This is a genomic window from Kitasatospora sp. NPDC087315 (assembly GCF_044744345.1).
Lineage (GTDB): Bacteria > Actinomycetota > Actinomycetes > Streptomycetales > Streptomycetaceae > Kitasatospora.
Window position 1 is genome coordinate 5546 of the sequence record NZ_JBIUYD010000032.1, and the last position, 25458, is coordinate 31003.

The window sequence follows — 25458 nt, forward strand, 5'->3', positions numbered from 1 at the left end:
CTAGTGGGGGCGGGGGTTGTTTTCGTTGTGGGTCGGGCCGGGGGTGTGGGACAAGCACCTCTCCGGGAGCGGGTACCGCCGGCACGCACCGCTGCGTGGCGCCGCCCACGTGGGGGGGGCCGGCGCCTCGTGGCTTGTCAGAACCGGCTGCGCCGCACGACGGGCCGGGCGGGCGGGGCCTGATCGGCGCCCCGCAGGGCGAGGGCCGCGATCCGGGTGCGCTCCAGCCAGTTCATGACCTGGCGCAGTGTGGCGGGGTCGAGATGGCGGGTGAGGTCGCGGACGGCCTGGTGGTCGTCGTCGGTCAGGGAGTGGAGGCCGGCGCGCTCCAGGGCGGTGTAGAGGGGCTGGGCGGCGGTGCCCGCGAGGCCGCGGTGGGCGGCATCAGTGTTCTGGCGGGCCTGGTAGGCGGCCTCGCGGGCGCAGGCGGCGATGTCCTGGCGGTGGCGTTCGGCGCGCAGCGCCTGCTGGAGAACGATGTCGTGGTCGGGGTCGTAGCGCTCGGCGCCGGCCTGGGCGGTGTGGTCGTGGACGCGCTGCCACTCGGCCAGGGCGTTGGCCGCGGTGGCGAAGGCGGTCTCGTCCTCGGCGTCGGCGTGCCGGTCGGCGGCGCGCTCGTCGTCCCGGGCCCTGTGCAGGGCCTGCTCGATGTTCTCCAGGGTCATCCCGGCCGCCCGGCGGCGGACCCGGCCGCGGACGTCGCCGAGCAGGCCGTGCTCCTGGTCGTCGTGCTCGTCCTCGTCCTCGCCCTCGTCGTGGGCGTGGGCGTGGTCGGGAGGGATGGGGTGCTGGGCGAGGGCGGCGTGCAGGGTCGCTCCGGCCTCCCATGCCTCGGCGTGTACGACGGGCTGCGGTTGGCCGTCCGGGCCGGCGCTAAGGACGATCCGGCCCTCGACCAGGGCCACCCAGCCGTCCAGGCCGTCGACATCGCGCTCGGTCCAGCCGCGGGCGAGGCCCGCGCCGTGGTGCAGGGTGCGGATGCCCTCGTCGCCGGACCACCGCAGCCAGATCGCGCCGCGCACCAGCGGCGAGTCCAGAACCGGGCGGCCCAGGTCCCGGTCCGCGGGCGCGGGCCGGCTCCGGGAGGCGGACAGCTCCAACCGCCCGGGTGCGGCGGGGTCGGGGCCGGTGGTGTTCGGGACCGGCTTCACGGAGTCCGGCATGGTGGTGGTGCCTCCCCTTCTCGGCTGTTCGTGCGGTTCAACGGCGGCCGCCACCGGGCGGTGACGGCCGGACGGGCGGTCAGGTTCTACGGCTCCCGGGGCGGGGCCGGAGGCGAGGTAACGGATGAGCCGGGTCGTGAGTCCTCGGCGCCGGCGCCGTTGGCGCCGAACAGGTCTTCCACCGTGTCCAGGTCGAGGCCGGTGGCGAGGTTGGTCAGATACTCGCGCTGCTCGATGGTGAGGCCGAGTTCGGGATCGTCGGCCAGCCGAACGAGCGCTGCGGCCACCAACCCGGGCGCAGCGGCGGCGAGAGCGTTGTGGAGTGCCTCCTGGCGGGCCTCGCGGGTGCAGGCGCCCTGGTAGTGAAGGGCGATCTCGAAGGCGTCGCCGGCCCGTTGGGCCAGGGCGTCGTAGGCGAGATGGTCGAGCGGGTCGGCGCGGCGGTCGCCGAGCATCGGCAGGAAGCGGGTCATCGGGGCTGTTCCCTTCCGGCGGGGCGGCCGTTGAGCCGGCCGCCTTGCACGATGTGTGTGCTACTGGTCGGTGGTGCAGTCGTGGTCGGCCTCGACGTAGTCGCCGTCCGCGAAGTCGGTGTCGAGCACCCAGCCGCACTCCCCGCACTCGGCACGGCCCTCCCAGCCGATCTCGCCCCCCTCGCCTTCATCACAGTCGTGGTCGGCTTCCACGATGGTGGCGTCCTCGAACCAGGCCTCGCCCGTGCTGCCGCAGTCGCCGCAGTACCAGTCCGCGCACCAGTTCACGGTCAGCGGTTTGTACGTGTGCTGGGCGGTCACTGTCCCTCCTTCGAACTGGATGGTTGATGCCGCTACCGGGTGGCCATCGGCGGCTGGCCGCCGGCGATGCGGCAGGCGTCGCGGTCGATGTGGAAGCGCGGCCCGGCATCACGGTCCTGACCCGGCTCCGGGATCGGGCCGACCCAGGTGATGCCCTCCCCGGTGATCCGGTCGCCGCAGTGGGCGCAGCGCCACCGCGCCGGCGTCAGCGCCCACGCCGCCTCGAGGTCCGCCAGCTCCTGGTCGGCGTCACCGTGGCCGTGGCCGTCCTGGTGGTCATCGTTCGTCATCAGGCCTTGTCCCGTCCTTGGAATTCTGGTGGCTTTCGCGGTCGAATGCTTCCGGGAAATTTGGGTGTAAACCCGTGCCCGGGTCTCCGGGAATGCGGTTCGGAATTTCGTCCTGCTCTGCCGCCGAGGCCGGATTCCCCAGATTCTCGCCCGTCATGGCCGTCTCTGGCCGGTCGCGTCCGGGCCGGTGGCCGCGCTGCTCCCGGTGCGGGGCGCGGCCACCGGCCCGTGATCGCCTTCCGTTAACTCACCTCACATGTAGGCGAGTTGGGCGGATCGGAGGCCGGCGGTCAGTTGAGGTCGAAGTCGTCGGGGTCGTACTCGAAGTCGTCTGCGGTGAAGCCGATGTAGGCGCCACCGTTGAAGTAGTCGGCGAGGGCTTCGCCGATCACCTCGCGCACCTCGTCCTCGTCCTCGGCGCGAGCCAGGGCGGCGGCCTGCTCACCGGTGAGGCTGAGGTGGACGTCGCGGGCCCGGATCGCGTCCGAGCCGCGGATCTCGAAGGTGCGGGTGCGCCCGACCCGGGCGGTGATGCCGGAGTACGTGCCGAGCGTCTGGAGCTGCTTGGCCTTGCGCTCGCGGCCGCGTTCGGTGGTCTGTACATCGAGCGCTTCGCGCTGCAGCCGCTCGGCGTCCGCCCCTTTGGGATGCCGGGTTCCGTCGATCCAGCGCAGCACGGTGCGCGGGGCGACACCGTAGGAGGCGGCCATCGCCTTGGTGCTGCCGCCGTACTTGCGCTCGCGCACGTGCCCGGCCTGGGTGGTGGACTGCACGGGAGCCTGGCGCGAGGGGAACAGCGCCGCCCGCACCTGCTCGAACACGCCCCGGAGCCTGCCGGCCATCAGTTGCCGCCTTCCTCGTCGGTCTCGGCGCCGTCGCCTTCGGCGGCGGCCTGGTCCTGGTCGATGGCGGTGCCGTCGGTGGTGTAGTCGTGGACCAGCCGGGAGGGGTGCTCACGGCGGCCCATCACCTCGAGGGCCGCTTCCAGCGGGATCGAGGCCTCGTGCTTGTGGCTGCCCGGCGCGATGCCCAGGCGCAGCGCGCCGGGGACCGGGGTGCCGTCGTCCTTGACCGGCAGGAACTCCAGCGGGGACGGCTGGTCGGCGGCGTACAGGTAGCTGTCCACGTTGACCGCGAACGGGGCCCGGCCGGTGAGCTGGAGGGTCTTGCGCAGGCGGCGGTGGGCGGCGATGCGGGCGGCGGCGATGATGTGGAAGCGGATCTCGGGGCGGTAGGACCAGGAGGTGGCGACCTTCTCCAGCCATGCCTGGTCGTCGAGGTGGCGCGCGGAGGCAGACCACTTGCCGATGCCGCCCTTGTAGATGTTCTTGTACAGGCCGGCCAGGACCAGGGCGTCGTTGCGGGCCGGGTCGGTGCCGGTGTCCTTGTGGACGGCGTAGGCGGCGAGGAACTCGGTCGGGCTCTGGCCGTCGGTCAGGCCGAGGTCGGCGTAGGCGCGCTTGTAGCCGGCCCGCACGTGCCCGGTCCACTCCTTGAGCAGCGGGACGGTGTGGGTGGACAGGTACGCCTGCGTGATGGTCGCAGGGTCGAAGCCGTAGGCGGTGGCCATGTAGGCGACGGTCGGGGTGGCGTACCAGCCGGGCCCGGTCGGCTGGCGGCCGTGGAAGGTGGCCGGGTGCGGCAGCAGCTCGTCGACCGCCGTGGTGGTGAAGTCGCACCACCACAGGCCGGCGGTTTTGCCGCCGTTCCAGTCCGGGTTGGTCACCAGCTCCAGCGGGCCGGCGGGCAGGCGCAGGGAGTCGGTGACCGAGAGGTAGGAGGCGCAGACGTCGACCGCGACCGCCCACGGGCGAACAGACTCCTCGGCGGTGAGCTCGCGGGCCCACCACTTGTAGTCCTCCTCCTCGCACACCGCCTCTCCGGCGGCGAGCAGCCGGCGGGTGAGCGGGTGGCGGGCACCGGCGGCCGGCGGCACACACAGGTCCCCCGAGGGCAGGGCCCCCTCGCGCAGGTGCGAGGACCACTCCCCCGTCGCCGGGTCCTTCACCCACTCCACGCGCGGACGCACCGCCTCCAGCAGGGCCATCCCGGTGGTGGCGGTGGTCGCGCCGGGGGCGACGCCGAGGTCGGTGGTGAAGGCCCGGAAGCGGCGGGCGAACGTCGCCCCGTCGACGGCGCCTTCGGACGCGGTGGCCAGCGGCAGGGCGAGGGCGCTGGTGGCCTGCTGCCGGGCGTCGCCCTGCCCGAGCCACGGAGCGACGACGACCCGCACCGACGTCTTCTGCCCGCCGGCCGAACCCGCGCGCCGGAAGGCGTGGAAGGTCGGCCCGACGTGCTCGGAGACCTCCATCCCGACCGTGGCGGCGGCCTTCGCCAGCTTCGCCTGGAGCGAGGCCAACGCCTTCTCCGTGCCGGGCAGGACGGCGGGCAGGCCGAGCTGCTTGAGCGCGCCGGTGGTCAGGCACACCGTGCCGTCGCCACCGCGACCCGAGGGGTGGGCCCGCTCGATGCGCAGCGGCAGGCCGGTGCCCAGCCACGCGAACCAGTCGCCCAGCTTCATCCCGGCCGGAGCCGGGAAGCCCGGGATGTCCAGCGCCCAGGTGCCGTCCTCGGCGACGTCCAGCGCGACCATCGGCCACCACTTCGCCGCCGCCGGAGCAGCGGAAGCGGCTGCACGCGCCGCAGCGGTGCGGGCCGGGGTACGGGAGCCGCCCGGACGCTGCTCTCCCCCGGCCCCCGGAGCCGGGGACACCGGCCGGGGCGGGGCGGCGGCCGGGACGGGAGCAGCAGCGGGCGCCGGAGCGGGGGCCGACTGCTCGGCCTGGACGGTCGGGGCAGCGGGCGCGGCGGCCTCCGGGACCGGCGCAGCGGCGGGGCGGCAGAAGCCGCCGAGATGCATTGGGCGGCCCTGGGCCCGGTAGACGGAGGGCTGGCCGCACTGCACGCACAGCTGCGCCTCGAACATCGCCAGCGAGCCGTCCGGGTTCTGGTCGAGCACCGGCGCCGGAGCGACGGAGGCCTGCGGCGCGGCCTGGGGGGCCGGGGCCGCGGCGGGCTGCTCTGGGGCTGGGAAGCGCGCGGCGAGGCCGTCCAGGAGGCGGGCGTAGGCCGGGGTGATGTCCGGGCCCGGGACGGCGGTGCCGTCCTCCCAGCCCCGCACCAGAGCCGAGTCCACCCGCAGCGCGACCGCGATCTGCGTGACCGTCAGCCCGGCCGCCAGGCGCAGCCGCTGCCGCTCCGCCGGGACCGGCAGGCCAGTGCGCACGCCCGAGAGGAGGGCGTCGACCGAGTCGAAGAGCTCGTCGGACATCAGTTGCTTCTCCTCAGCGTCCGTTGGGTCGGGTCGGGTCGAGCCGCGGATCGCCGAACAGGGCGTCGAAGACCGGCTCGGTGACGCAGGCGATCGGGCCCTGCTCGGGGCGCAGGGTGTAGCCGGCGGTACGCCCGAGGCCGGCGACCGCGATCGGGACCTGCGGGCGGTAGTAGAAGGTGAGCTCCCGGCCGGCAAACTCGACGGACTCTGCCTTCTCCGACGCAGGGTCGGCGGGCAGGGTGAACGAGGGCAGGGTGAACGAGGGCAGGCCGGCCACGTCCGGCTCGGCGGCCAGGTGCAGCTCGCCGTCGTCGGTGGTGCGGAACGCCACGGCCAGGTCCACGCCGCCGGCGCGGCGGTCGCGCGGCAGCCCGTGACCCTCCAGCACCCGGCCCAGCTGCGAGGGCGCCATGCCGGCGGCCATGCCGAGGGCGCGGCGGTTGGAGTAGCTGCCGGTGGCGTCCGCGCGGGACATCGCCAGCTCCTTGACCACGGTCAGGCGCTGGGTGACCCGGCTGATGCAGTCCACCAGAGCGGTCAGGTCATCGAAGGTGGAGGCCTGCGGCGGCTTCACCGGCTGCTCGTCGCGCAGGGCCGCGAGCAGCGCCCGGGCGAGGTCGTCGTGCACCTCGACCCGCTCGCCACCGATGCTGATCCTCACGAGACAACCCCCAAACAGTAGGACATAACCAAATGCTACACCCGTCCACTCTTGGAGTCAAAGAGGAAAAGGGCGCGCGGCATCTGCCGCGCGCCCCTTGTTGGTGCTGTCACTGGCCTCGCCGGTCGCGCCAGCGCGCGAACAGCTCCAGCCAGTGGTGTCGGGCCCGACTCGGCACCGCCCACCGCGCGTCCGGCAGATTACCGGCGAGGTCCTCCAGCGCGATCTGCACCGCCAGGTCAAGCCAGCCGGCCATGTAGCCGTGGCGCAGCAGAAGCTCCCTCAGCTCTTGGTCCGTTGCCGGCAACTGCTCTCGGTCACTCCAGTGCGCAGCGCGGAACTGCTCCGTCGTCAGGGGCCGGCTCAGCAGTACCGGCACCGCCAGGTCGGCGAAGTCGCGGTCCCTGGCCTCGTGGCGGCTCATGTCGATGGGGCCGCGCAGCTGCTGGTGGAGCTCCCGGGCCCCCTCGGTGGAGTCGGCCGCCACGACCAGGGTGCGGGGGGCGGGGCTGTTGACCCCGTCGTCGGGCTCGCGCGTCACCCAGACCCAGCGCGGCGAGGGCCCGGCCACCAGCCTGGCCCGGTGCCGCTCGGCCTCCAGGTCGTCGCACAGCGGCCCGATCTTCGTCCACGCCCTCGTCCGGATCGTCGGCTCCTCCGTTACCGGCGCCCAGTACACGTACGGCAGCACCAGTTGTTCCTGCACCGCGCGCAGCCGACTGGCGTACTCCTCGACCGTCAGCCCGAGGTAGGCGAAGTCCCCGGCGTACGGCTCCAGCTCCACGGTCCCGCTGCGCCACAGTGCCCGGTGCAGATCCCCCGCCAGGCTCTGGAACAGTCCCGCAGGCAGGCGCAGCGCCGCCTCCAGCGATCCGAGCCGGGAGTTGCACCGCCGGCACAGCGCGCCGCGCACCTCGTAGGAGACGTGATCGTGATCGACCTGCACCGACGGCCTGGTGCACAACTCACAGCGCGGCCGCTCCGCCAGGAACGCCGCCTTCGCCTCTGCCGACATCCGCCGGTAGTCCATGCCCACCTCCAGCAACGGGGACTTGCCCATCCGTCGCCACGGTCGCAGGCACGGCCGACAACCCGCCCACCGTTCGGCCGCCCGGTCAGCAGCGGGGGCTCACACCCTGACCATCCCCGGCTGCCGACGGCACTCGGAGTCCCACTGCTTCAGCGCGGCGCCCAGTTGCTCGGCTACCCCTGGGTCCACGCCCTTGCGCTGAGCTGTGTGCCGCAGGTACTCCTCCGCCCCTTGGAGCAGCCCGGAGCGTGGGTTCCTGATGACCATGGTCTTGTGCGTGCCGTTGCGGACGTGACTCCAGGAGTCGATGTCCTGACCGCTGATCCGGGCCGGAATGTGCCCCTCTAGGTAGCCGCCGCCGCGCTGCACGCAAACCCATGTGTTCGTGCGCAGCGCGCAGTTGTCGTCGGCGAGGTTGCCCCGCATCTTCGGGTACCGGCGCTGCCATTCCGCGTCCAGTTCGTAAATGTCCTGGCTCAGAGGGATGGGCTTGCCGCACAGGCAGCAGGCGATGCGGAAGGCGGGTGCACGCACCAAGGCTCCAGCTTGTCGACGGGGATGTCATCTGCCAGGAAGCCACGCCGGCCGCTGGCCAGCGCCAGCAACGCGCCGCCCCGCAAACAAGTCAGACAAGCAGGCATCAGAGCCGGTGGCTGCAGAGTCGGGCGGCCGGGCTGTGTACGGGCCCGGCCGCCCGAGGGCTTCACCGCGCGGCGCCCGGACCGTGGGGGTGTTCGTGCCGGGCGGTGTGGAGCAGGCGCAGCCGCGCGCCCTGGTGGGGGCGCTCGGCGGGTTCAACGAGCGCGGCGGGCTGTGGGCACGAGAGGGATGCGGCGGGGGGCGGTGCCCATGGATGCGGCCCGCATGTAGTCGCTGCGGGCGGTGGCCTGGCGGGCCTGCGCGGCGATGGCGGGCGTGTCCAGCGGGGCTGGCAGGGCGAGCTCGGCCCAGACGACCTTGCCGGTGCCGGTCGGGTCGCTCCCCCACCGTTCGGCCAGGGCCTCGACCATCAGCAGGCCGCGGCCGGTGACGGCCTGGTCGTCGCCGAGGCCGGCCACGATCCGGGGAAGGGCGGCGCCCTGGTCCTCGACCTCGAACCGCACCCGGTCACCGGCCGCGTCCAGGCGCAGCAGCGCGGTCAGCCGGGCCGGGCCCGCGTGACGGGCGGCGTTGGCGAGCAGTTCGGAGGCGACGGCGACCAGGTCGTCCAGCACGGTGCCGTCCAGGCCCCAGCCGGTGGCGACGGAGCGGACCACCTTGCGGGCGGGGCCGACGCAGGCGACGCGCTGGTGCGGGTCGGCGGCGGTCGCGGTGAGGGTCAGGCGGTACAGCGGCCCGTGCTGCGGCATCGGGGCTCCCGGGGTGGTGACGGCAGTTCGGGCGGGTGGGCCGCCGCCGGGTCGGGGGTGACCGGCGGCGGCCGGCGGCCCGGGGAGCAGGACCGTCCCAGCGGCTCCGCTCCCCGGGCGCAGTTACAGTTCACCGCCCGCGGCCGTGGCTGTGGGGCCACTCGACCGGACGTTTCACCGGCCATTTCGGCCCGGCGGCCCGCCCGGTGGTGCCAGGGTGTGAGGACTCGTCAGATCGAGGGGAGCGGACAGTGGGCGTCAGCGCGCTGGCCGGGTTGCGCAGGGCGGCCGGCTACACCCAGGAGACCTTCGTCGTCGCGTTCGCCGCGCTGGCCGCCCAGCTCGGCGTCCAGGCAGCGGTGAGCGTGCGTCAGCTGCGCCGCTGGGAGGCGCCCGACCCGCCGCTGCCGCACCCGGGCCAGCAGGAGGTGCTGGAGGCGCTGCTTGGTGTGCCGTTGGAGGAGCTCGGCTTCCAGATGCCCGTTGAGCGGCGCAGCACGCACCGGCCGGGCGGGCACCATGGTGGGGTGAAGCGCCGCAGGTTCGTGGTGGACATCGGCGCCGTGCTCGGCGCAGCGGCGCCGCCCGCTGCCCGGCCGGGCCGGCGAGGCCGGCGGACGAACCTCGCTGTGGCAGGTGATCGGCGTCGGCGCCCCCGGCGAGAAATGGTCCGAGCCCGAAACCACCCCGGTCCTCGGCACCAAACCCGCCCCGATGGAGGCGCCGGCCCGGGCGAGATCGCCGCAATCGAGATCTACTCCGGCCTGCCCACCGCGCCGGCGGTCGGCCACGGCGCCACGATCGACTTCCACGACGGATCCCGGACCTTCATCAACCACGTCCGCTGACCTCGTACACCGCCGCCGCGCAGCATCATGGCAGTGCGAGGCATGCCCGAGCCCACTACCACCGCCTCGGCCGGACTCTCCTTGCGAGTGGGACGCTGCTTCCCGTGCCGGCAGGTGCTCCGAGGCCGACCCTCGCTCCGGCTGGTCCGGCCCGTCTCGCGACTGGAAGGTGGGCCCGGGCAGCAGGTGCGACGTGCCGGTCGGGGCGTAGCTCAGGCCGGCACGTCGGCGGAGGGGAGGGGAGCGCGCCGGGTCCCGCGGTTGAGTTCGCTCGCCAGCTCGCGCATGTCCTCGACCAGTTGCCGGTAGCGGGGGTGGTCGCCCTCGCCGATGGCGCCTTCGAAGGTCGCACGCTTGATGCGCTTGCGGGCGGCCTTGAGGCTCACGAGTGCCTCGGCCAGTGCGTCGAGGTGCGGGGTGTCGACTACTTCGGCGTCCTGGATGTCGTCAGGTGCTGTGCTGGTGGGGCTTTCACCGGCAGGGGTCGGCGCCTGCGGTTCGCCACCTGCTTCGTTCGAATTCTCGAACGTTCCGGGACCAATTGGTCCGGTGAAGAGTTCCTTCGCCATCTGCTCCAGGGTGATGGCGGCCTCGTCCGGGTCCTCGGGCAGGCCGGCGAGGGCGACTCGGTCGCGCAGGTCGTCGACGTGCTTCGCGGTGTGGCGGACTCCGGCGGTCTGGGCGGCGCTGTGGGTGGCGCCGTAGATGGCCACCGCGCGGTCCTTGGGGAGGCTGGCGATTCCGCGAACCTGCGACTCGGCCGGTACGACGCCCACGCGTTCGGTGATGGCCAGCGCCACAGGAGCGCCGGTCACCCAGCGCCGGGCCTGGCGGGGAACGACGTCCGGCACCAGGTCCTGGACGTACGCCTCCAGGCTCGCGTGGGTCTTGCGGTGCCAGCGCCCCCGGGCTGCGGCGGCGATGCCCTGGCCGATGACCCACACTGCGGCCTTGCCGACGGCGTTGGCTGTCAGAATGACCTTCTCGGTCTGGTCGCGCTGCGCGATCTCATCCTCGGTCAGGTCGGACTGGTCTTCCTCGGCGACCTCCGACACCTGATCCAGGGCGGGCAGCGACGCGCTGAGCTTGCGCACCTCCTCCAGGACGTCGACCGGCCGGGCGACCTCCTTGCGGTCGAGGATGTCCTGGGTGCGGTCGCCGACGTCGTCGACCTGGTCCTCGTCGTTGAAGATGTCGTCGATGTCGTCCGCGTTGACCGCCATCAGCCGGCCTTCCTGGTGATGAGGATTCCGGCGGCCCGGTCGTAGTCGAGGATCGGGTTGACGCCGGGGGCGTAGAACCGTAGGGGCTTGCGGGCCAACGACGCTTCGCCGACGCGCACCGACTCGCGGACGGGCACGATGATGGCGTTCGGGAATGCCTTGGTCATTTGCGCGCCGATGGTGCGCGAAAGGGTGGTCTTCTCGAAGTCCGTGAAGAAGATGCCGCGGACGGAGAGCTCCTCGTTGAGCCGGACCTGCACGCGCTTGATGGTCGCAGCAAGCGAGTTCGCGCCGTGGAGTTCCAGGCCGCCGTCCTGGATGGCGATCAGGACGTCGTGGGCTGCGGCGAGGGCGGCGACGGTAAGGGTGCCGAGGTTGGGGCCCGAGTCGATGATGTCGATGTCGATGTCGGGGTCGGGCTTGCGCAGGTGGTGCTGGAGGCAGGTGTCGGCGCCCGGCGGGCGCTCGGTGTCGACAGTACCGAGGTCCGGGCCGGAGGGCACGAAGAACAGGCCCTTGTAGATCGTCGGGTAGGTGGCGTCCTTGAGCGTGCACCGGTCGAAGAAGACATCCGTCAGCGAGCGCCGCTCAGCGACGGGCAGGTCTGCCGGGTAGCAGATCTCCTTGAGCCAGACGGTCAGCGCCGCCTTCTGCGGGTCCGCATCGATCAGACGGACCCGGAAGCCCGCCGCGACATAGGCCAGCGCGAGCTCCAGCGAGGTGACGGTCTTGCCTACCCCGCCCTTCTGGTTTGCGACCACAATGACCCGTGCAGGGGCGAAGGCCGGCCGGAACGCGGCCGGGACCACGATCGAGGCCCGCCACGCCTGGAACGGAGTCTCGGTGTCCCACCCGGTGGTGATGTCCAGGAAGGCCAGGTCGTCCGAGAGACGGGGCACCGGCACCGTCTGCGCGAGTGTTGCTGTCATAGCCCTGAACGTTATCCCGCCTGCCGCAGCTGACCCCATCCGGGCACCGAAACCCACCGGAAGGGAACCCGGCAGCGGGCACAGCTCCTCCGATGTTCGATTTTCGGTCGAACGATCCGGGACCAATTGGTCCCGGATCGTTCGACCGCGGCCCGGAAACGCAAAGAGCCCGCCGCCTTCGGCATCGATGCCGAAGGCGGCGGGCTCTTCAATGACGGGGATCAGGCCGGAATGAGAGCTCCAGCACGGTCCAGGCCGATCGCTCGGGCGACGGCCGCGAGGGTGTCGTCCCAGTCGCCCGCGTGATGGACGGCGCGGTCGTCGATGTAGCAGGCCGCGCCGAGCTTGGTGCTGGTCACGAGCACCGGCCCGCGGGTGGTCCAGTACGCCCGGTCCGGGGACGGGTCGACGAACGCCGCGATGCCGGAGTACCAGGTGATCCAGTCGGCGACCTCGGGCAGCCAGGGCCTCGGCCTGGCGGTGTAGACGAACACCGCGCGGTGGCGCGCGAGGAGGCGCAGCGCGTCCATGGCGCCGGGCTGGGGCAGGCCGATTCGGCCTCCCTGCCATCCGTGGTCTTGGGCGAGGGTGCCGTCCAGGTCCAGGCCCACGGCCTGGCTGGCGGGGCTGTCGGGAGTGGGTGCGATGACGGGTCGGTGCATGTGGTCCTCCATCAGGTGAGCGAGCTACAGGAGGGGGAGCTGGTTCTCGTCCGGCTGCTCGGGGGTGTCGTCCTGGGGGAGCGCCTGGGCGCGGGCGTCGTCGTGGGCGTCGTCGGCGCTGTCGCAGACCAGCCGTCCGTCGGGGAGCTCGTGCCACTCGCGGCCGACGGCGTCGTTGGCGGCGTCCTCGGGGCTGGCGTGGTGGGGGATGTACTCGTCCTCGACCAGGTCGCCGCAGACGCTGCACTTGGCGGTCCAGCACAGGGACGGGACGGCGATGCCGGCGGTCGACCTGGCTGCGGCCGTGCGGGTCCAGACGTAGCCGTGGTGGAGGACCACGGCGTGGTTGACGGGCTGGAGCGCGGCACAGTCGGCGGCGATGGCGTTGTGTTCGGCGGCGGCCATCAGCGCGGTGGCGAGGTCGGGCTTCGGCACGAGGACGTTCGGGTCGGTGAGCCACAGCTCCCAGGGCCGGTCCGGGGTGCCGGGGCGCAGCCGGTCGTCGGCGTCGGCGGTGAACAGCCCGCGGCGGGTGGCCGGGACCAGGGCGGGGCGGTCGGTCGTCATCTCCGTGGTCTCCTTCGGCGGGTCGGTCCGGCCCGCTGGGGTGCGGACCGGATCGGTGGTTTGGCGGGTGGTCAGGCGTGGCGGGTGGCGGGGCGGCGCAGGAGTAGCTGGAGGGCAGCGGTGATGTTGGGGTGCTCGCCGGTGGCCGGCTGGCCGCAGTTGAAGCAGTCCCGTTCTCCGCCGGCCCAGTTGGCGGCCTCGGTCAGGCTGCCGCCGCTGCGGTCCAGGCCGTGGGCTCCGGTAGCCGCACGGTGTGCGGCGTCGGCGGCGACCTCCGCGGCGAGCTGCTCCCTGGACGGGACTGGGGCGGGCGCTGCGGCGGCGGGGGCGTAGCCGTAGGCGGGGACGCCGAGGCGGTTGCGCAGCGGGCGGCGGAGCTAGGTGGTGGCCTGGTCGGCGAGGCCGGCGGCGAGACCGGCGGCGGCCGCGGCGAGAGTGAAGCGGGTCTCGGCCGGGCGGCCGGTGAGGGTGCGGTAGGTGGTGAGGCCGGCGGCGGCGGCCGCGGCGGCGATGGCGATGTTGTCGGCGGTGTCGAGGGCGGTGCTCAGCAGGCGGGCGCGGGTCGTCTGCTCGGTCATCAGGTACCTCCGAGGGGAGCGGGGTTCGGCCGGGCGGCCGCGCCGCTCACCACGGCGCCCCGCTCGCCGGGCCTGGGTGGCCGGCGAGCGGGGCGCGGTGGTGGACAGCGTCAGTGCCCGGTCAGGCCGCGGTGCCGGCGGGGTCGGTGTTGGCCGACTCTCCGCGCAGCGCCGTGGCGAGGATGCTGGAGTGGTCGAACGCCAGCTGCTCCGGGAGCTCGGTCCAGCGCCACCAGCGGGCGGTGCGGGCGTCGTCCCCGGCGCTGACCGGGGTGTCGTTCGGGACGACGGCGAGGTAGGCGACGGTGACGTACCGGCCGCGTGGGTCGCGGCCGGGGGTGTCCCAGGCGCCGAGCTGGAGCAGTTCCGCGGCGGGCACGCGCACGCCGGTCTCCTCCTCCAGCTCCCGGGCGGCCGCCTGGCGGCTCGTCTCCCCGGTGTCCACGTGGCCGCCGGGCAGCGCCCAGGCGCCCTCGAAGGGCGGCCAGCCCCGCTCGATCAGCAAGACACGGCCGTCCGGCGTGGTGGCGACCACGTCGGCGGTGTAGCGGATGGACTCGACGGCTTCTTCGGCCATCTCAACTCTCCTGAGTGGGTGTGTGGTGGGTTCGGCCGGGCGGCCGCGCCGCTCACCACGACCCCCGGCGCCCCGGCCTGGGTGGCCGGGGCGCCGGGGCGGTGGGGGGCAGCGTCAGTGCCCGGTCAGACGGCAGCGATGATGAGGGCCGCGACGAAGAGCCACAGGACGTGGAAACTCTGGTCCAACGCGTAACTGCCTCGGCCCAGGTGTCGGCCGGTGATGCCGTCCTCGGGGGTGGAAGTGTCGACGACGTCCGCGCCCAGGCCGTAGAACTCGCTCTTCCCCGTCACCTTCGCCAGCCAGGCCAGGGTGGTCCGCCTGTCGGCCCACCAGTGGGTTCCGGCATCGACGGCCAGACCGAGCAGCAGGCCGGTCGCGGTGAGGTGGAGGTCGAGGACCAGGGCGGCCGGGAGGAGCAGCAGGGCTTTGGTCAGGGTGAGGGTGCTGACGTGCTTGGTGCAGGCCCAGCGGCCGGCCCGGCCGGACATCCCCTTGCGGGCCGACTGGCACGAACTCTGGACCCAGTGATCGCCGACCTGGTGGCCGGTGTAGAGGGTGATGAAGACGACTGCGAACGTGGCGGCGAGCAGGATGTTCCCTCTCTTGGGCAGGCAGGTGGCGCCCCGCCCGCCGGGCCGGGGGCGGCTCGGCGGGCGGGGCGCAGTGGTGGGCAGGGTCAGCGCCCGGACTCGTGGCACTCGCAGTTCGAGGCGGGTTCCCAGCCGTCCGGGGTGCGCCGGCCGATGGGTCCGGCGCCGGGGATGCCGCTGCCGCCGCAGGTGGTGCAGGAGGTGTCGGCTCCGGGGTCGAGGGCCCATTCGAGACCGCAGGAGCGGCAGCGGGCGCAGTCCGCGTAGTCGTCGCTGTTCTGGGCCGGTTCGCCGTACTCCTCGGCGCCGGGTGTCTGGCAGCGCGGGCAGGTGATCGTGTACTGCCGGGTACGGATGGCGTGGCCGAGGGGGTCGGCGATGACCCCGAGCAGGACCTGGTGGTTGATGGCCTCGTACTCGGCGACCCGGTGGGCAAGGGACAGGGCCTGTTCCCGGGTGTGCTTGTAGGCGGCGGCGCCGGAGAAGTCGTCCAGACCGGCCGCCAGCTCGCGGCGGCGCCGGTCGAGCCAGCCGCCGGGGGCAGTCAGGGTGCGGACCCGGCGCCGGGCCGACTCTCGGACGCTGACGCTCGGCTGCTCCTGGGGGACGGTGGGCTCGGTGTGCTGGTTCACGGGGTGCTGCTCCTGTTCGGATCGGTGTCCTGGGGTTGGTGCCGGGCCCGCCCCGGCGGTGCGGGGCGGGCCCGGGTGATGCTGGGTCAGCCGGACAGGCGCACGGGCATGACCAGGTGCTGGTAGGTGGCGTCGTTGCCGTCGCCGAGGCGGCCGGCCAGGTACGCGGGCTTGTGCGGGTGGCGGACGTGCAGCTCGGCCTCGCTCGTTCCGAGCGCTTTGAGGCCGTCGGCGAGGAACTGCGGGTTGAAGGCGAGGACCAGGCCGTCGCAGGTGCCGTCGTTGTCCGCGCCGGCGGTGTGGACGGGGATGCGGTCGCTGGCCTGCGCGTCGTCGCCGGAGCCGGCCTCGATGCGCAGCTGCTCGCCGCCGGGCTCGACGACCAGGCGCACGGGGGTGTTGCGGGTGGCGACCAGGGCGACGCGCTGGAGCGCTGCGACCGCCTCGGAGACCGGGACGGCGATGGTCATCGGCCACTCGCCGTCGAAGAAGCCGCCCATCTTCGGGAACTCGTAGCCGTCCAGCAGGCGGGTCATGTAGGTGCGCCCGCCCGGGATGGACAGCCCGAGCAGGCCCTCGGACCAGTGGAGGGTGAGGGTGTGCTCGCCCTCCAGGGCCTTCGCGGCCTCGGCGAGGCTCTTGGCGGGCACCAGCGCCGCCGTCTCGGACTCGCTGTCCTTCTTCTTGCCGCGCTTCGCGGGCGCCGGGAGGGTGCCGGTCGGGCGGACGGTCAGTTCCTTGTGGGCCATGCGGTAGCGGTCGGTGGCGTCCAGGTGGAGCAGCTCGCCCTCCAGGCGCACCTTGATGCCGGTCAGCGCGGGCAGGGCGGTGTCGGTGCTGGCGGCGACGGCGACCTGGGCGACGGCCTCGGCGAGGACGTCGGCCTGCACGGTGGCGACGGCGTCCGGCAGGGCGATCGCCGCGGGGTACTCGTCGACGGGGAGCACCGGGAGGGTGAAGCGGGCCGCGCCACAGCCGACGACCAGGCGGGCTCCCTTGTCGACGAGTTCCAGGTCCACGTCGGCGGCCTTGGGCAGGCGGGAGCAGATGTCGTTCAGGAGCCGGCCGGGGACCAGCGCGGTGCCGTCGTCGGCGATCTCGGCGGAGACGGTGGCCGAGGTGTAGACCTCGCCGTCGGCGGCCGACAGGCGCAGGCCCCCGTCACTGGTGGCCAGGAGCATGCCGAGCATGACCGGGACGGGCGCGCGGGAGGGGAGGGCCTTGGCGGTGTAGGAGACGGCGTCGGCGAGGGCGGAGACGGGCAGGCGCAGCTTCACGGTGGTGCCTTTCGGGGGCGGGGGTGGTGTGAGGTCGGATCGGGCCGTGGGGCACGGCGGTCAGGCGTCGGCGTCCTCGAGGTCGTCGGGGCCGAAGGGGTCGCAGGAGGGGTAGCCGGTGTCCAGCACCAGGCAGGTGCCGTAGTCGTCGGCGCTGTCCACGACGAGCTCGTCGGTGCCGTTCCAGCCGGGCACCAGGGCCATCACCGGGGCGTGGTCGGGCAGGTCGGCCAGCACCTGGGCGAGGTCGCCGACGGTGAGCACCCCCGGCTGCGCCCGGCGGTCGGCGGGGGCCGGGGTGCCCGGCACGGTGGTGTCGGCGGGGGCGGGCAGGTCGAGGTCGAGCAGCAGGGCGGCGGGGTCGGGCTCGGCCGGGGTGCTCCGCAGGACCAGGGCGCCGTCCCAGGTGGTGGAGCGCAGCGGTGCGACGTCGCGGCAGTCGAAGTCCGGGACGTAGAAGAGGACGGGCAGTTGCTCGGGCACCTCGGCGATGCGGGCGGCGAGGTCGCCGACGCTGAGCCGGGCGGCGCTGTAGGGGGTGCCGGTGATCCGCCAGGGCGCGTAGCGGTCGATCTGCGGGCGGCACTTGGCGGCGGCCTTGAGGGTCTCGGTGATGGCGGTGACCGCGGCGGCGCCCATCTCCTCGGGGCTGGCCGGGTCGGCGTTGACGGTGACGGTGATGCTCACGGCGTCCTCCAGTCGGATCGCGGTGTCGGCCGGTCGGCCGGCCCCGTCCCCGGAAAGCGGCCCGCCCGCCCGGCCGGTGTTCGGCGGGGCGGGCGGTGTGCGGGCCGGGGGCGAGACCGGGCGGCCGGTCAGCCGTTGTTGTTGGTGATGCCGCCGCGTCCCCAGGCGGTCTGCTTGCCGATGGTGGTGGTGTGGTGCTGGGGCCGGTGGACAAGGGCCAGGACGGTGCCGGTCGCGCTGGCGCCGTCGCCGGTGGCCGTCGCGCTCCCGCTCGTCCCGGTGCCGGCCGCGGTCTTGGTGACGGAGCGGAACTTGCCGAGGAGCGCGCACAGGCCGACGAACACGGCGGCGATGGTGATCGCGGCCCACATGAGGATCGTGCCGATCTCGTGCGCGTAGGGGCCGACCTCGCCGATCCCGGCGCCGACCATCCAGGTCAGGCCGCCGACCGCGAGCGCCCCGGCGCAGCCGAGCAGGACGCCCTGGCGCACCGCGAGCGGCAGGCCGGGGTCGACGACCGGGACCGGTGCCGGTGTGACGGGGGCCGGCTGCGGCTGCGCGGCGGCGGCCGCGGCGAACGGGTTGTAGACGGGGACGGCGGCGACCTGGCCGTCGATCAGCGCGGGGATGTACTCGGTGTCGGCGGCGGCGTCGGGGTGCAGCGGGACGGCGAGGATCTGGCCGTTGAGGACGGCCGGGTTGTAGCCGGTGGCCAGGAGGGTGATCTGCGGCTCGGCCGCGTCCTGGGTGGTGGTCGGGGTGTTCCGGGTGACGTCCACGGCGGGCTGCTCCTTCGGGGGGTGTGCGGGCGGGGAAGCGGGGCGGTGCGCGGCGCCGGGCGCCTTCTGGGGCCGCCGGACCGGCCCGGTGGCGGGCTGGTCCGGCGGCCCCGGGAGAGGTCGGGAGACGGGCTGCAGGGGCTGTGCTCAGGCCTCGTCGTAGTGGCGGCGGTCGGGGAGGATCTCGGTGCGCCCGGGCCGGTCGAAGTGCTGGCGCAGGCCGACGGGCCAGTTGTCCAGGTGGGTGGTGGAGGCCGTGAGGACGATGTCGACGCCGGCATTGCGGCCGATGACGGCCACACGCGTCAGCAGGTGGCCGAACAGGGCGCTCTTGCCCAGCAGCTCGGGGTGTGCTCGTGGCCGCTGGCGTAGCGCTTGTCCACCTCGGCGAGCAGGTCGGTGAGCAGCTGCTCGGCGCCGTCGAGGTGGGTGTGCCGGTCGGCGCCGTCCAGCTCGTCGTAGGGGGTGATGGCCCAGGCGGTGGTGGTCGGGTCGTCGGTGTGGGCGGCGATGAGCTGCTGGAGGCGGTGGGTCTTGCCGGAGCCGGTGCGGCCGATGATCAGGAGCTTGGAGTCGGACACGGTGTTCCTCTTTCCTCTGGCGGTCGCGCCCGGGTGCGGGTGCGTGGATCGGCGGGAATGACTGCCGTGGTGCCTGGTGGTGCGTCAGGCTGGTGCGGACGAACGGGAGGGTGCTGTGGGCTGGTTCTGGGGGCCGCGGGTGACCGAGTTCGACGCGGTGATCGACTCGGAGGGGACGATCTGGGACGCGTTCACCGATGACGACGGCGTGCTGTGGCTCGACGCGGACGAGTCGGTGGTGGTGACGGTGACCGGCGTGGTCATCGGCAACCGGATCTATGACGCCTGGGTGCTGGACGACGGGACGCTGTGGATCCCGGACTGACCGTCAGGGGCGTACCGAGCTGGCGGCGTGGGCGCCGCCGTTGAGGAGCGAGTGGATCGCGGGAGCCATGCCGGTGGAGGCGAGCATGAAGCCGAACAGGACGGCGACGACGGCCGTCAGCAGGGTGGTGCGGCCGTTGCGGTACAGGAAGAACAGGGCGACGCCGGACAGGACGACGCCGGAGACGGACAGGATCACGGGGGTTCTCCTCGCGGGATGTGCAGCGGGGCCCGCCGGTATTCGGCGGGCCCCGCTGGCGTTGTGGGTGGTGGGTGGTCAGTTCTTCGCGGGCTGGGGGAGGATCTGCCACCAGCCGTGCCGGACGTTGGCAGCCAGACTGTTGTCCTTGAGCTTGGTGAGCTCGTTGGCGACGGTGCTGGTGGGCAGGCCGCGGGCGGCGATGGCCGTACGGATGTCCCTGGCCTGCATCGGCTGGCCGGCCGCGGTGAGGATGTCGAGCAGGTGGTCGCGCATGGTGGCGGGCTCCGGCTCACTCTGCTCGGCGAAGACCGCGTCCAGCGGGTCGAGCGGGTCGCCGTCCTCCGCGGCCGGGGAGAACGGGGCGGGGGTGGTGGCCGGCGGGGGCGTGTAGACCGTGCCCCCGCCCTCGCCGTCGCTGTCGGCCTCGCCGCGCAGCAGCCGCTCGGCCTTGGCGAGGGCCTTGGTGTACTCGGCTTGGAAGATCTGGTCCTCTTCCGGGGTGAGGACCGGGATCGGGGCGCTCTCGTACAGCTCGATCAGGCCGGGGAAGGTCTTGCCCTCCTTGACCGCCTTGAAGGTGCGGGCCTTGTAGAGCTGGCCGCCCTGGATGAGCCAGGCGACGCCGGCGGTGACCGGGCCGCGGTTGGCCTCCTCGCCCTTGAACGCGGCGTCGATGGCGTCGGCGGCGCGGAAGTAGCGCGGGATCGGCTCGATCCGCATGCCGGGCGGCAGGACGCCGTCGGCGGCCATGTGCTGCGTGGTGCTGGAGTTGGTGCGGCCCAGCGAGACGGTGCCGTTCTTGGCGTTGGCGCGGATCTTGTCCTTGTCGCCGAGGTCCTCCAAGTGGATGGACTGCGCGGCGAAGCGGATGCCCTTGCCCATCTTGCGGCCCGTGGACTGGAAGGCGGAGATGTTGCCGACGACCCAGGTCTTGAAGTCCTTGGGCACGTCGGCGTCGGCGGACAGGATCAGGTTGAGCTCGTCCAGGGTGAGGTTGACCAGCGGCCAGGGCTTGCCGATCTCGAACGCGCCCCAGCCGTTCTCCGAGCTGACCTTCTGCCGGTACTTGGCGACCGCGTACGCGGCGGCCAGCGTCGCGCCGACCGCCGCGATCCCGGCGCCGAAGTGGTAGACGCGGCCGTTGGCCTCCGGCAGCGACATGCCGTCCTGCGCGTCCGCGACGATCGACACGACACCGGAGATCCGCTCGGCGGCGATGATCGTGTTGAGGGTCACCGACTTGCCGGCGCCCGGCGCGCCGACGAAAAGATCGGTGACCGCGCCCAGTGCCGGGTCGTACAGCGGCAGGCGGGCCGGGCGGCCGTCGTGGCGCAGCCCGAGCTGGATCCGCCCGTCCTCGTCCATCGTCAGGTCCTCGACGGTGGCGCAGCGGATGTCGATCAGCGGGTGCTCCTCGTAGAAGGAGACGACGCCATCGCCCAGGCCGTCGGTCTCCACGACGACCAGGTCGTGGTCCTTGATGCCCATGGCGCGGGCGATCGGGCGCTGGGTCAGCTCGACCAGGCGGCCCTCGGCGGCCTCGACGCGCACGACGATCCGGTTGGGCTCGCGCCGGTGGTCGACCAGGTGCATGCCGGGGGCCGCGCCGCCGTCGGCGGCGACCTTCTCCGCCCACAGCCGCTCGAACGTCCACGGCTCCTGCTCGGGGTTCAGGGTGGGGCGGGCGGTGAGCAGCATCCGGCCCGGCCCGGAGCCGGTGATCGGGGTGAGGGTGACGGTGCCGGCCGGGAAGTCGAAGGTGCCGGCGAGGCGGGCCTCGTCCAGCTTCGGGACGACCTTGCCCTGCTGCGCGACGATGACGGCCCTAAAGTCCGGCCGGTCCGGCGAGAACTGCTCGGCGGCGGTCAGCCGGGTGCTGGGGGCCAGGGCGGCGGTGTCCCACATGCGGGCGAGCAGGCCGGGGTAGCCGGGCTCGTACACCCGCACCGGCGGCCCGGCCGGGGCCGGGACGGTGGGCTGCGGGGCAGGGGCGGGCGGCAGGGCTTCGGGGACGAGGTGGGCGGCGCGGGTGACGGGTGCCCAGAGCGCCATGAGCGCGCCCCAGGCTGCGGGCCCGGCCAGCTCCCACCACGCCGAGCCGGACTGGACGACAGCGCCGGTGTAGAGGCTGGCGTAGCCGAGCAGTGGCAGGGCGCGCTGGCAGGAGCGCAGGAGGCCGAACTCGTCGCTGTGGGTGGCTTTGCGGTAGAGCCACCAGCAGGTGGCGCTGAGGGCTCCGTAGGCGCCGAGGTGGGACCAGGGGCCGTCGTTGAGCTGGGGGCCGATGGCAGTGGCGACGGCGGCGGTGGCGTGGGCGAGGCGCTCGGTGGTGGCACGGCGGCGGATGACGCGGGCGGGCACCGTGCGCGCCGTCGTGAGGGTGGTTGGGGTCGTCTGCGGGGCGGTGGCGGTGGCCACGGGGCCGGCCTCCTTCGTGGTGGTCGCGGAGCGGCCGTGGCCGCGCCCGAGGGGTTCGGGCGCGGCCACGGCCGGCGGTGGGGATGGGGTGCTGCGGTCAGCGGCGGAAGAATCCGGGCTTGGGCTGGCGGTAGGCGCTGGACTGGTTGGTCTCGTAGAGGCCGCGGTACTGGGCGTCATGGGCGTCGCGGAACTCCCTCGACGCCTGTTCGACCTGGTCGGCGGTGCGGGCCAGTTCGCCGGAGGCCGCGGCCACCTGGCGGTAGGCCCGGCCGACCTCCTGGATCATCGCGGTGTGGGTCGGGTCGATCTCGGCCTGGCCGGCCAGTTCCGCGACCCTCATCGAGGTCGTGGAGTTGCGCTCCATGTGCCGCTGGAGTTTGGCCATCTCGTGCCTGAGTGCCAGGGCGGCGGAGGCCAGGCGCACGGTGCGCGCGGCCAGCTGGACGAAGTTCGCTCCGCCGCCGCCTTCGGTGCCGGAGAGGTGCGGGGTGATGTCGCTCATCGGCTGGTGTCCTTTCAGCCCTCGTTGTGGATGCGGGCGCTGGGCACCGCGAGGCCGGCGTCGATGGTGGCCTTCAGGTAGGGGTCGTAGGCGTCGCGGATGGAGTTCTCGGCGGTGTCGGCCGACTCGGCGGCGGCCAGCGACTCGGCCTGCATCTCCTCCGCCTTGCGGGCCAGGACGTCCATCTGCTCGGCCAGCTTCGTCATCGCGCGCTGCGTGATGTCGCCGATGACGTTGTGCTGCACGGCCAGCTCGGTCGCCAACTGCTCCAGCGCGCGGCGGATCTGGCGGGCCTTGCCCGCCAGGACCACGCACTGGTCGTGCGCGGCGAATCCCTCGCTGGTGAGGATCCCGAGGACGTTGAGGACCTCGTTGAACGTGATTTCGGTGGAGTGCCGGGCGTCCATGCCCGGCACCTGGGAACCGCGGGACTGCGGCAGTGACACGTTGGTTCGTCCCTTCGTTGTTGCTCCCGCCGGGGCGGCGGGCCGCGGGGGAGCGGGCTGCGGGGTAGCGGGGGCGCCCGGCATCGGGGTCGGGCGCCTCGTGCCGGGGCGGGCGGTGTGCGGGGTCGGCGCCGGGCCGAGCGCGGCCGGCCCCCGGGCGGGCAGGCCCTGTGCCGGGGCGGAGGCGGCGCGGCGGCGGGAGCGGGCGGCGTCGCCGGGCCGGTCGACGCGCTCGACGATGACCTCCTCCGCGGAGGCCGCCATCCCGGCCGACTCCCACACCGTGCGCCGCGTCCCGCCGGAGCGGGTGCCCGTGCCGGTGGCCGTGCCGGCGGTGGACCCGCCGCCGTAGCGTTTCCGGGCCCGCTCCCGTTCCTTCTCCCAGCGGCCGCCGGCCGACCCGGCGGCATTCGCCGAACCGGCCCCGGTTCCCGGGCCCTTGCGGCCCTTGCCCTTCCTCTTCTTCATGCGGACACCCGCCCGCCACGCCGGGCGGTGGTTCGCCCGGCGCCGCCTCAGCCGCTCCTCGGCGGTTTCGGCGATCGACCCCCAGAACGTCCCGTTGCTCTCCTGCGGGTTCGCCTGGCGGTAGGCCCTGCGGCCCGCCCGCAGGCAGCGGCGGCAGGTGCACCCGTCCTCCTGGTAGCCCTTGAGGGTGCCGTGCAGTGCCCCGGGCACCCGCCGGTTCTTCCCTTTGCGCAGCACGCCTTGGGGACCGGGTGTGCCGGCGGGCCCCTTCACCGGGCCGTCCGGGCCGTTCTTCCGGCCGTTCTTCCGGCCCTTCTTCCGGCCCTTCTTGGTGCCCGGTCCACCGCCCTGCGAGGGGCGGCGGACCGCTCCCGGTCCCCACCGGCCGGGCTGCGGCGCCCCGGAACCGCCGGAGCCCTTCGTACCGCCGGAACCGCCGCCGGACGGGCCCGGGCCCTTCGTGCCGCCCGGGCCGGAACCGCCGGAGCCCTTCGTACCGCCCGAACCGCCGGACGGGCCCGGGCCCTTCGTGCCGCCGGAGCCGGAGTTGCCGCCACCGCCGGAACCACCGGAGCCGCCGGAGCCCTTCGTGCCGCCCGAGCCGGAACCACCGGAGCCCTTCGTACCGCCGCCCGAGCCACCGGAGCCCTTCGTGCCGCCGGAGCCGGAACCACCGGAGCCGCCGGAGCCGGAGTTGCCGCTCCCCTTCGACTGGCCGCCGAAACCACCGGGACCCTTGGGGCCACCGCCCGAACCACCCGACGAGTCCGAGCCCTTCGTGCCGCCGGAGCCGGAACCACCGGAGCCGCCGGAGCCCTTCGTGCCGCCCGAGCCGGAACCACCGGAGCCCTTCGTACCGCCGCCCGAGCCACCGGAGCCCTTCGTGCCGCCGGAGCCGGAACCACCGGAGCCGCCGGAGCCGGAGTTGCCGCTCCCCTTCGACTGGCCGCCGAAACCACCGGGACCCTTGGGGCCACCGCCCGAACCACCCGACGAGTCCGAGCCCTTCGTGCCGCCGGAGCCGGAACCACCGGAGCCGCCGGAGCCGGAGTTGCCGCTCCCCTTCGACTGGCCGCCGAAACCACCCAACGAGCCCGAGCCCTTCGTACCGCCGGAACCACCGCCGGAGGAGCCGGAGCCGCCGGAGCGGTTGAGCGTCTGGCGGCCCCACTCGTGCGAGGGCTGGACACCCCTCCCGTCCCGCCCGTTGCCCGACTCGGCCCCGGCGGCACGAGCGGCGTCGCGCACGGCCTGGCGCTGCTCGCGGTTGGCCCGCCAGGCGGTGACGGCGGAGTGGATACCGCGCAGCGCCGCGACGGCGGAAGCCAGGACGGCGGCCGCGGACAGGGCGCCCAGTCCCGGCGCCGCCCCGGTCTCCGGGGCCGGGGCGGCCTCGGAGCGGAACGCCGCCGGCACGTGCCCGGGAACCGGGGCGACGGGGACCGAATCGGTCACCACCGGCATCGGCGGCTCGGGGGTGGACAGGCCCGCCAGCACCTCCCACGGGGACCGTCGGCGAGGCGGTCCGGACGGCTCCACGGGGTCGGACCCGGGGTCGGGATCCGGCCCGGCGGGGGGCCGGTTAGGGGGCGGGGGCGGGGCCGGAGCGAACCCGGTGCGGGGGAAGTGGATCACGTTGTCGTCGTCGTTGTCGGCCACGGCACACCTCCTTTCAGGGTTGACAGACAGTCACGGATTTGGGAGCCTCGCGCGCGCACGTCGTGCGCGCGTGTCGGGCCCCCGGGAGCGGCTTTCCGGCCGGGGTGAAGATGAAGATGAACATCACCCGGAGTGACGGCTGAAGAAGTCGTGCAGGGTGTGCTGCAGCTGCGTCCAGACCTCCGGGCGGCCCTCCCGCTCGGCTCGATGGGCGACCGAGCGGCAGGCGTCGAACCACACCGACGCGCGGTCCGCCGACGTCTGCGCGTCGGCCTGTTTGCCGTTCCAGTGCTTGGCCTGGTTCTGCGCCCGGCGGGATGTCACGGCCATCACTGGGCCTCCTTCTTGAGGAAGAACTCGGCGATCGACGGGGCCGGCTTCGGCTCGGCCGCGGGCGCGGCCGCGAACGGCGCCGGCTGCGGCGGCAGGTACACCGGAGCGTCCACCCCGGCCCCCTGCCCGGTCGGCCCGCCGGCCTCCCCGGCGGCCTGGCCGCCGAGCTGCGCGGCCGACTTGTGCAGCGACTTCGCCGCCCAGCCGGCGGTCTGACCGGCCGCCACCTGCTTCCGCTGGGCCCGCTGCGCCTTCCGCTCCAGCTTGCGGCTCTCGGCTCCCTGACGGCGGGCCGGGAGTTCCAGGACCTGGTTGACGTAGGTGGCGTACAGGGCCTCGGCGGCAGCCGCGGCCTGCGCCGACGCCCGCTCCATCGTCTTGATGTGGCGGGCGACCTTGCGGGCCCGCAGCCGCGCGGACAGCGGCTTGTCGCCCGGGATCTGGGTCTGCTCCAGGCGGCTTCGCACGATCGCCGCCATCTGCCCGTAGTGCAGGGCGTCGTCGCGGTGCGCGTCGCGCTGTTCCGCGGTGAAGGCCCGCATTCCGGGCTCGGTGAACAGCTTGTTGATGTCCATGGTTTGGCTCCCCCTTCGAGAGCATGCGGCCAGG

Annotated in this window: 31 protein-coding genes; 2 read left to right on the forward strand and 29 right to left on the reverse strand. The window is 73.7% G+C overall.

Annotated features, from left to right (window positions below):
* Positions 1 to 137: 137 nt before the first annotated feature.
* The 10 genes from ACIO5D_RS33685 to ACIO5D_RS33730 form a co-directional block, all read right to left on the reverse strand.
* Complete coding sequence (locus ACIO5D_RS33685; RefSeq protein ID WP_400799766.1) at positions 138 to 1163, reverse strand: hypothetical protein; 1026 nt, start codon at positions 1161 to 1163, stop codon at positions 138 to 140.
* 86 nt (positions 1164 to 1249) lie between these two features.
* Complete coding sequence (locus ACIO5D_RS33690) at positions 1250 to 1636, reverse strand: hypothetical protein (protein WP_400799769.1); 387 nt, start codon at positions 1634 to 1636, stop codon at positions 1250 to 1252.
* A gap of 60 nt (positions 1637 to 1696) precedes the next feature.
* Positions 1697 to 1957, reverse strand: coding sequence for a hypothetical protein (locus tag ACIO5D_RS33695; protein WP_400799772.1), 261 nt, complete (start codon positions 1955 to 1957; stop codon positions 1697 to 1699).
* A 32-nt stretch (positions 1958 to 1989) separates the two neighbouring features.
* Complete coding sequence (locus ACIO5D_RS33700; protein WP_400799774.1) at positions 1990 to 2247, reverse strand: hypothetical protein; 258 nt, start codon at positions 2245 to 2247, stop codon at positions 1990 to 1992.
* Positions 2248 to 2537: 290 nt separating this feature from the next.
* Positions 2538 to 3089 carry a hypothetical protein gene (locus ACIO5D_RS33705; RefSeq protein ID WP_400799777.1) on the reverse strand — a complete coding sequence of 184 codons (552 nt, stop codon included), beginning with the start codon at positions 3087 to 3089 and terminating at the stop codon, positions 2538 to 2540.
* Positions 3089 to 5518 carry a multiprotein-bridging factor 1 family protein gene (locus tag ACIO5D_RS33710; protein ID WP_400799780.1) on the reverse strand — a complete coding sequence of 810 codons (2430 nt, stop codon included), beginning with the start codon at positions 5516 to 5518 and terminating at the stop codon, positions 3089 to 3091. Before ACIO5D_RS33710 ends, ACIO5D_RS33705 begins: the two co-directional genes overlap by 1 nt.
* Positions 5519 to 5531: 13 nt before the next feature.
* Positions 5532 to 6182, reverse strand: a complete 651-nt coding sequence (locus ACIO5D_RS33715) for a hypothetical protein (protein ID WP_400799784.1) — start codon at positions 6180 to 6182, stop codon at positions 5532 to 5534.
* 109 nt (positions 6183 to 6291) lie between these two features.
* Complete coding sequence (locus tag ACIO5D_RS33720; RefSeq protein WP_400799787.1) at positions 6292 to 7242, reverse strand: endonuclease domain-containing protein; 951 nt, start codon at positions 7240 to 7242, stop codon at positions 6292 to 6294.
* Between the two features lie 69 nt (positions 7243 to 7311).
* The gene (locus tag ACIO5D_RS33725) at positions 7312 to 7749 is read right to left on the reverse strand and encodes a hypothetical protein (RefSeq protein WP_400799790.1); all 438 of its coding nucleotides are present in this window, start codon (positions 7747 to 7749) and stop codon (positions 7312 to 7314) included.
* A 257-nt stretch (positions 7750 to 8006) separates the two neighbouring features.
* On the reverse strand, positions 8007 to 8561 hold the full coding sequence (locus tag ACIO5D_RS33730) for an ATP-binding protein (RefSeq protein WP_400799793.1): 555 nt from the start codon (positions 8559 to 8561) through the stop codon (positions 8007 to 8009).
* A 251-nt stretch (positions 8562 to 8812) separates the two neighbouring features.
* Between ACIO5D_RS33730 and ACIO5D_RS33735 the strand changes: the two genes are divergently transcribed.
* Positions 8813 to 9409, forward strand: coding sequence for a hypothetical protein (locus ACIO5D_RS33735; RefSeq protein ID WP_400799795.1), 597 nt, complete (start codon positions 8813 to 8815; stop codon positions 9407 to 9409).
* Positions 9410 to 9621: 212 nt separating this feature from the next.
* Here the strand turns inward: ACIO5D_RS33735 and ACIO5D_RS33740 are convergent, their stop codons facing one another.
* From ACIO5D_RS33740 to ACIO5D_RS33800, 13 genes are all read right to left on the reverse strand, one after another.
* Positions 9622 to 10632 carry a hypothetical protein gene (locus tag ACIO5D_RS33740; protein WP_400799798.1) on the reverse strand — a complete coding sequence of 337 codons (1011 nt, stop codon included), beginning with the start codon at positions 10630 to 10632 and terminating at the stop codon, positions 9622 to 9624.
* Complete coding sequence (locus tag ACIO5D_RS33745) at positions 10632 to 11561, reverse strand: ParA family protein (RefSeq protein ID WP_400799800.1); 930 nt, start codon at positions 11559 to 11561, stop codon at positions 10632 to 10634. Before ACIO5D_RS33745 ends, ACIO5D_RS33740 begins: the two co-directional genes overlap by 1 nt.
* 221 nt (positions 11562 to 11782) lie before the next feature.
* A complete protein-coding gene (locus tag ACIO5D_RS33750; protein ID WP_400799803.1) occupies positions 11783 to 12223 on the reverse strand; it encodes a hypothetical protein in 441 nt (146 codons plus the stop codon).
* Between the two features lie 24 nt (positions 12224 to 12247).
* Positions 12248 to 12790: a hypothetical protein gene (locus ACIO5D_RS33755; protein ID WP_400799806.1), complete on the reverse strand. Its 543-nt coding sequence runs from the start codon at positions 12788 to 12790 to the stop codon at positions 12248 to 12250.
* Positions 12791 to 13167: 377 nt separating this feature from the next.
* The gene (locus ACIO5D_RS33760) at positions 13168 to 13368 is read right to left on the reverse strand and encodes a hypothetical protein (protein WP_400799809.1); all 201 of its coding nucleotides are present in this window, start codon (positions 13366 to 13368) and stop codon (positions 13168 to 13170) included.
* 121 nt (positions 13369 to 13489) lie between these two features.
* Positions 13490 to 13945, reverse strand: a complete 456-nt coding sequence (locus ACIO5D_RS33765) for an NUDIX domain-containing protein (RefSeq protein WP_400799812.1) — start codon at positions 13943 to 13945, stop codon at positions 13490 to 13492.
* A gap of 125 nt (positions 13946 to 14070) precedes the next feature.
* Positions 14071 to 14646, reverse strand: coding sequence for a transcriptional regulator (locus tag ACIO5D_RS33770; RefSeq protein WP_400799814.1), 576 nt, complete (start codon positions 14644 to 14646; stop codon positions 14071 to 14073).
* A complete protein-coding gene (locus tag ACIO5D_RS33775; protein ID WP_400799817.1) occupies positions 14625 to 15170 on the reverse strand; it encodes a hypothetical protein in 546 nt (181 codons plus the stop codon). Before ACIO5D_RS33775 ends, ACIO5D_RS33770 begins: the two co-directional genes overlap by 22 nt.
* Positions 15171 to 15256: 86 nt before the next feature.
* Positions 15257 to 16447, reverse strand: coding sequence for a DNA polymerase III subunit beta (gene dnaN / locus ACIO5D_RS33780; RefSeq protein WP_400799819.1), 1191 nt, complete (start codon positions 16445 to 16447; stop codon positions 15257 to 15259).
* Positions 16448 to 16507: 60 nt separating this feature from the next.
* Positions 16508 to 17134, reverse strand: a complete 627-nt coding sequence (locus ACIO5D_RS33785; protein ID WP_400799822.1) for a hypothetical protein — start codon at positions 17132 to 17134, stop codon at positions 16508 to 16510.
* Between the two features lie 128 nt (positions 17135 to 17262).
* Complete coding sequence (locus tag ACIO5D_RS33790) at positions 17263 to 17913, reverse strand: hypothetical protein (protein WP_400799825.1); 651 nt, start codon at positions 17911 to 17913, stop codon at positions 17263 to 17265.
* Between the two features lie 147 nt (positions 17914 to 18060).
* The gene (locus tag ACIO5D_RS33795) at positions 18061 to 18213 is read right to left on the reverse strand and encodes a hypothetical protein (protein ID WP_400799827.1); all 153 of its coding nucleotides are present in this window, start codon (positions 18211 to 18213) and stop codon (positions 18061 to 18063) included.
* Between the two features lie 5 nt (positions 18214 to 18218).
* On the reverse strand, positions 18219 to 18494 hold the full coding sequence (locus tag ACIO5D_RS33800) for a hypothetical protein (RefSeq protein WP_400799829.1): 276 nt from the start codon (positions 18492 to 18494) through the stop codon (positions 18219 to 18221).
* A gap of 139 nt (positions 18495 to 18633) precedes the next feature.
* Here ACIO5D_RS33800 and ACIO5D_RS33805 point away from each other — a divergent pair, with 139 nt between their 5' ends.
* Positions 18634 to 18819: a hypothetical protein gene (locus ACIO5D_RS33805; protein ID WP_400799832.1), complete on the forward strand. Its 186-nt coding sequence runs from the start codon at positions 18634 to 18636 to the stop codon at positions 18817 to 18819.
* Positions 18820 to 18822: 3 nt separating this feature from the next.
* Here ACIO5D_RS33805 and ACIO5D_RS33810 read toward each other — a convergent pair whose 3' ends face one another.
* The 6 genes from ACIO5D_RS33810 to ACIO5D_RS33835 form a co-directional block, all read right to left on the reverse strand.
* The gene (locus ACIO5D_RS33810; RefSeq protein WP_400799835.1) at positions 18823 to 19017 is read right to left on the reverse strand and encodes a hypothetical protein; all 195 of its coding nucleotides are present in this window, start codon (positions 19015 to 19017) and stop codon (positions 18823 to 18825) included.
* A 78-nt stretch (positions 19018 to 19095) separates the two neighbouring features.
* Entirely contained in the window at positions 19096 to 21438 is a 2343-nt protein-coding gene (locus ACIO5D_RS33815) for a hypothetical protein (protein WP_400799837.1), read from the reverse strand.
* 97 nt (positions 21439 to 21535) lie between these two features.
* Positions 21536 to 21943: a conjugal transfer protein TraB gene (locus ACIO5D_RS33820; RefSeq protein ID WP_400799840.1), complete on the reverse strand. Its 408-nt coding sequence runs from the start codon at positions 21941 to 21943 to the stop codon at positions 21536 to 21538.
* 14 nt (positions 21944 to 21957) lie between these two features.
* Entirely contained in the window at positions 21958 to 24516 is a 2559-nt protein-coding gene (locus tag ACIO5D_RS33825; protein WP_400799842.1) for a hypothetical protein, read from the reverse strand.
* Between the two features lie 123 nt (positions 24517 to 24639).
* Positions 24640 to 24846: a hypothetical protein gene (locus ACIO5D_RS33830; protein ID WP_400799845.1), complete on the reverse strand. Its 207-nt coding sequence runs from the start codon at positions 24844 to 24846 to the stop codon at positions 24640 to 24642.
* The gene (locus ACIO5D_RS33835; protein WP_400799848.1) at positions 24846 to 25424 is read right to left on the reverse strand and encodes a hypothetical protein; all 579 of its coding nucleotides are present in this window, start codon (positions 25422 to 25424) and stop codon (positions 24846 to 24848) included. The genes ACIO5D_RS33830 and ACIO5D_RS33835 overlap by 1 nt, the downstream gene beginning before the upstream one ends.
* Positions 25425 to 25458 lie beyond the last annotated feature (34 nt).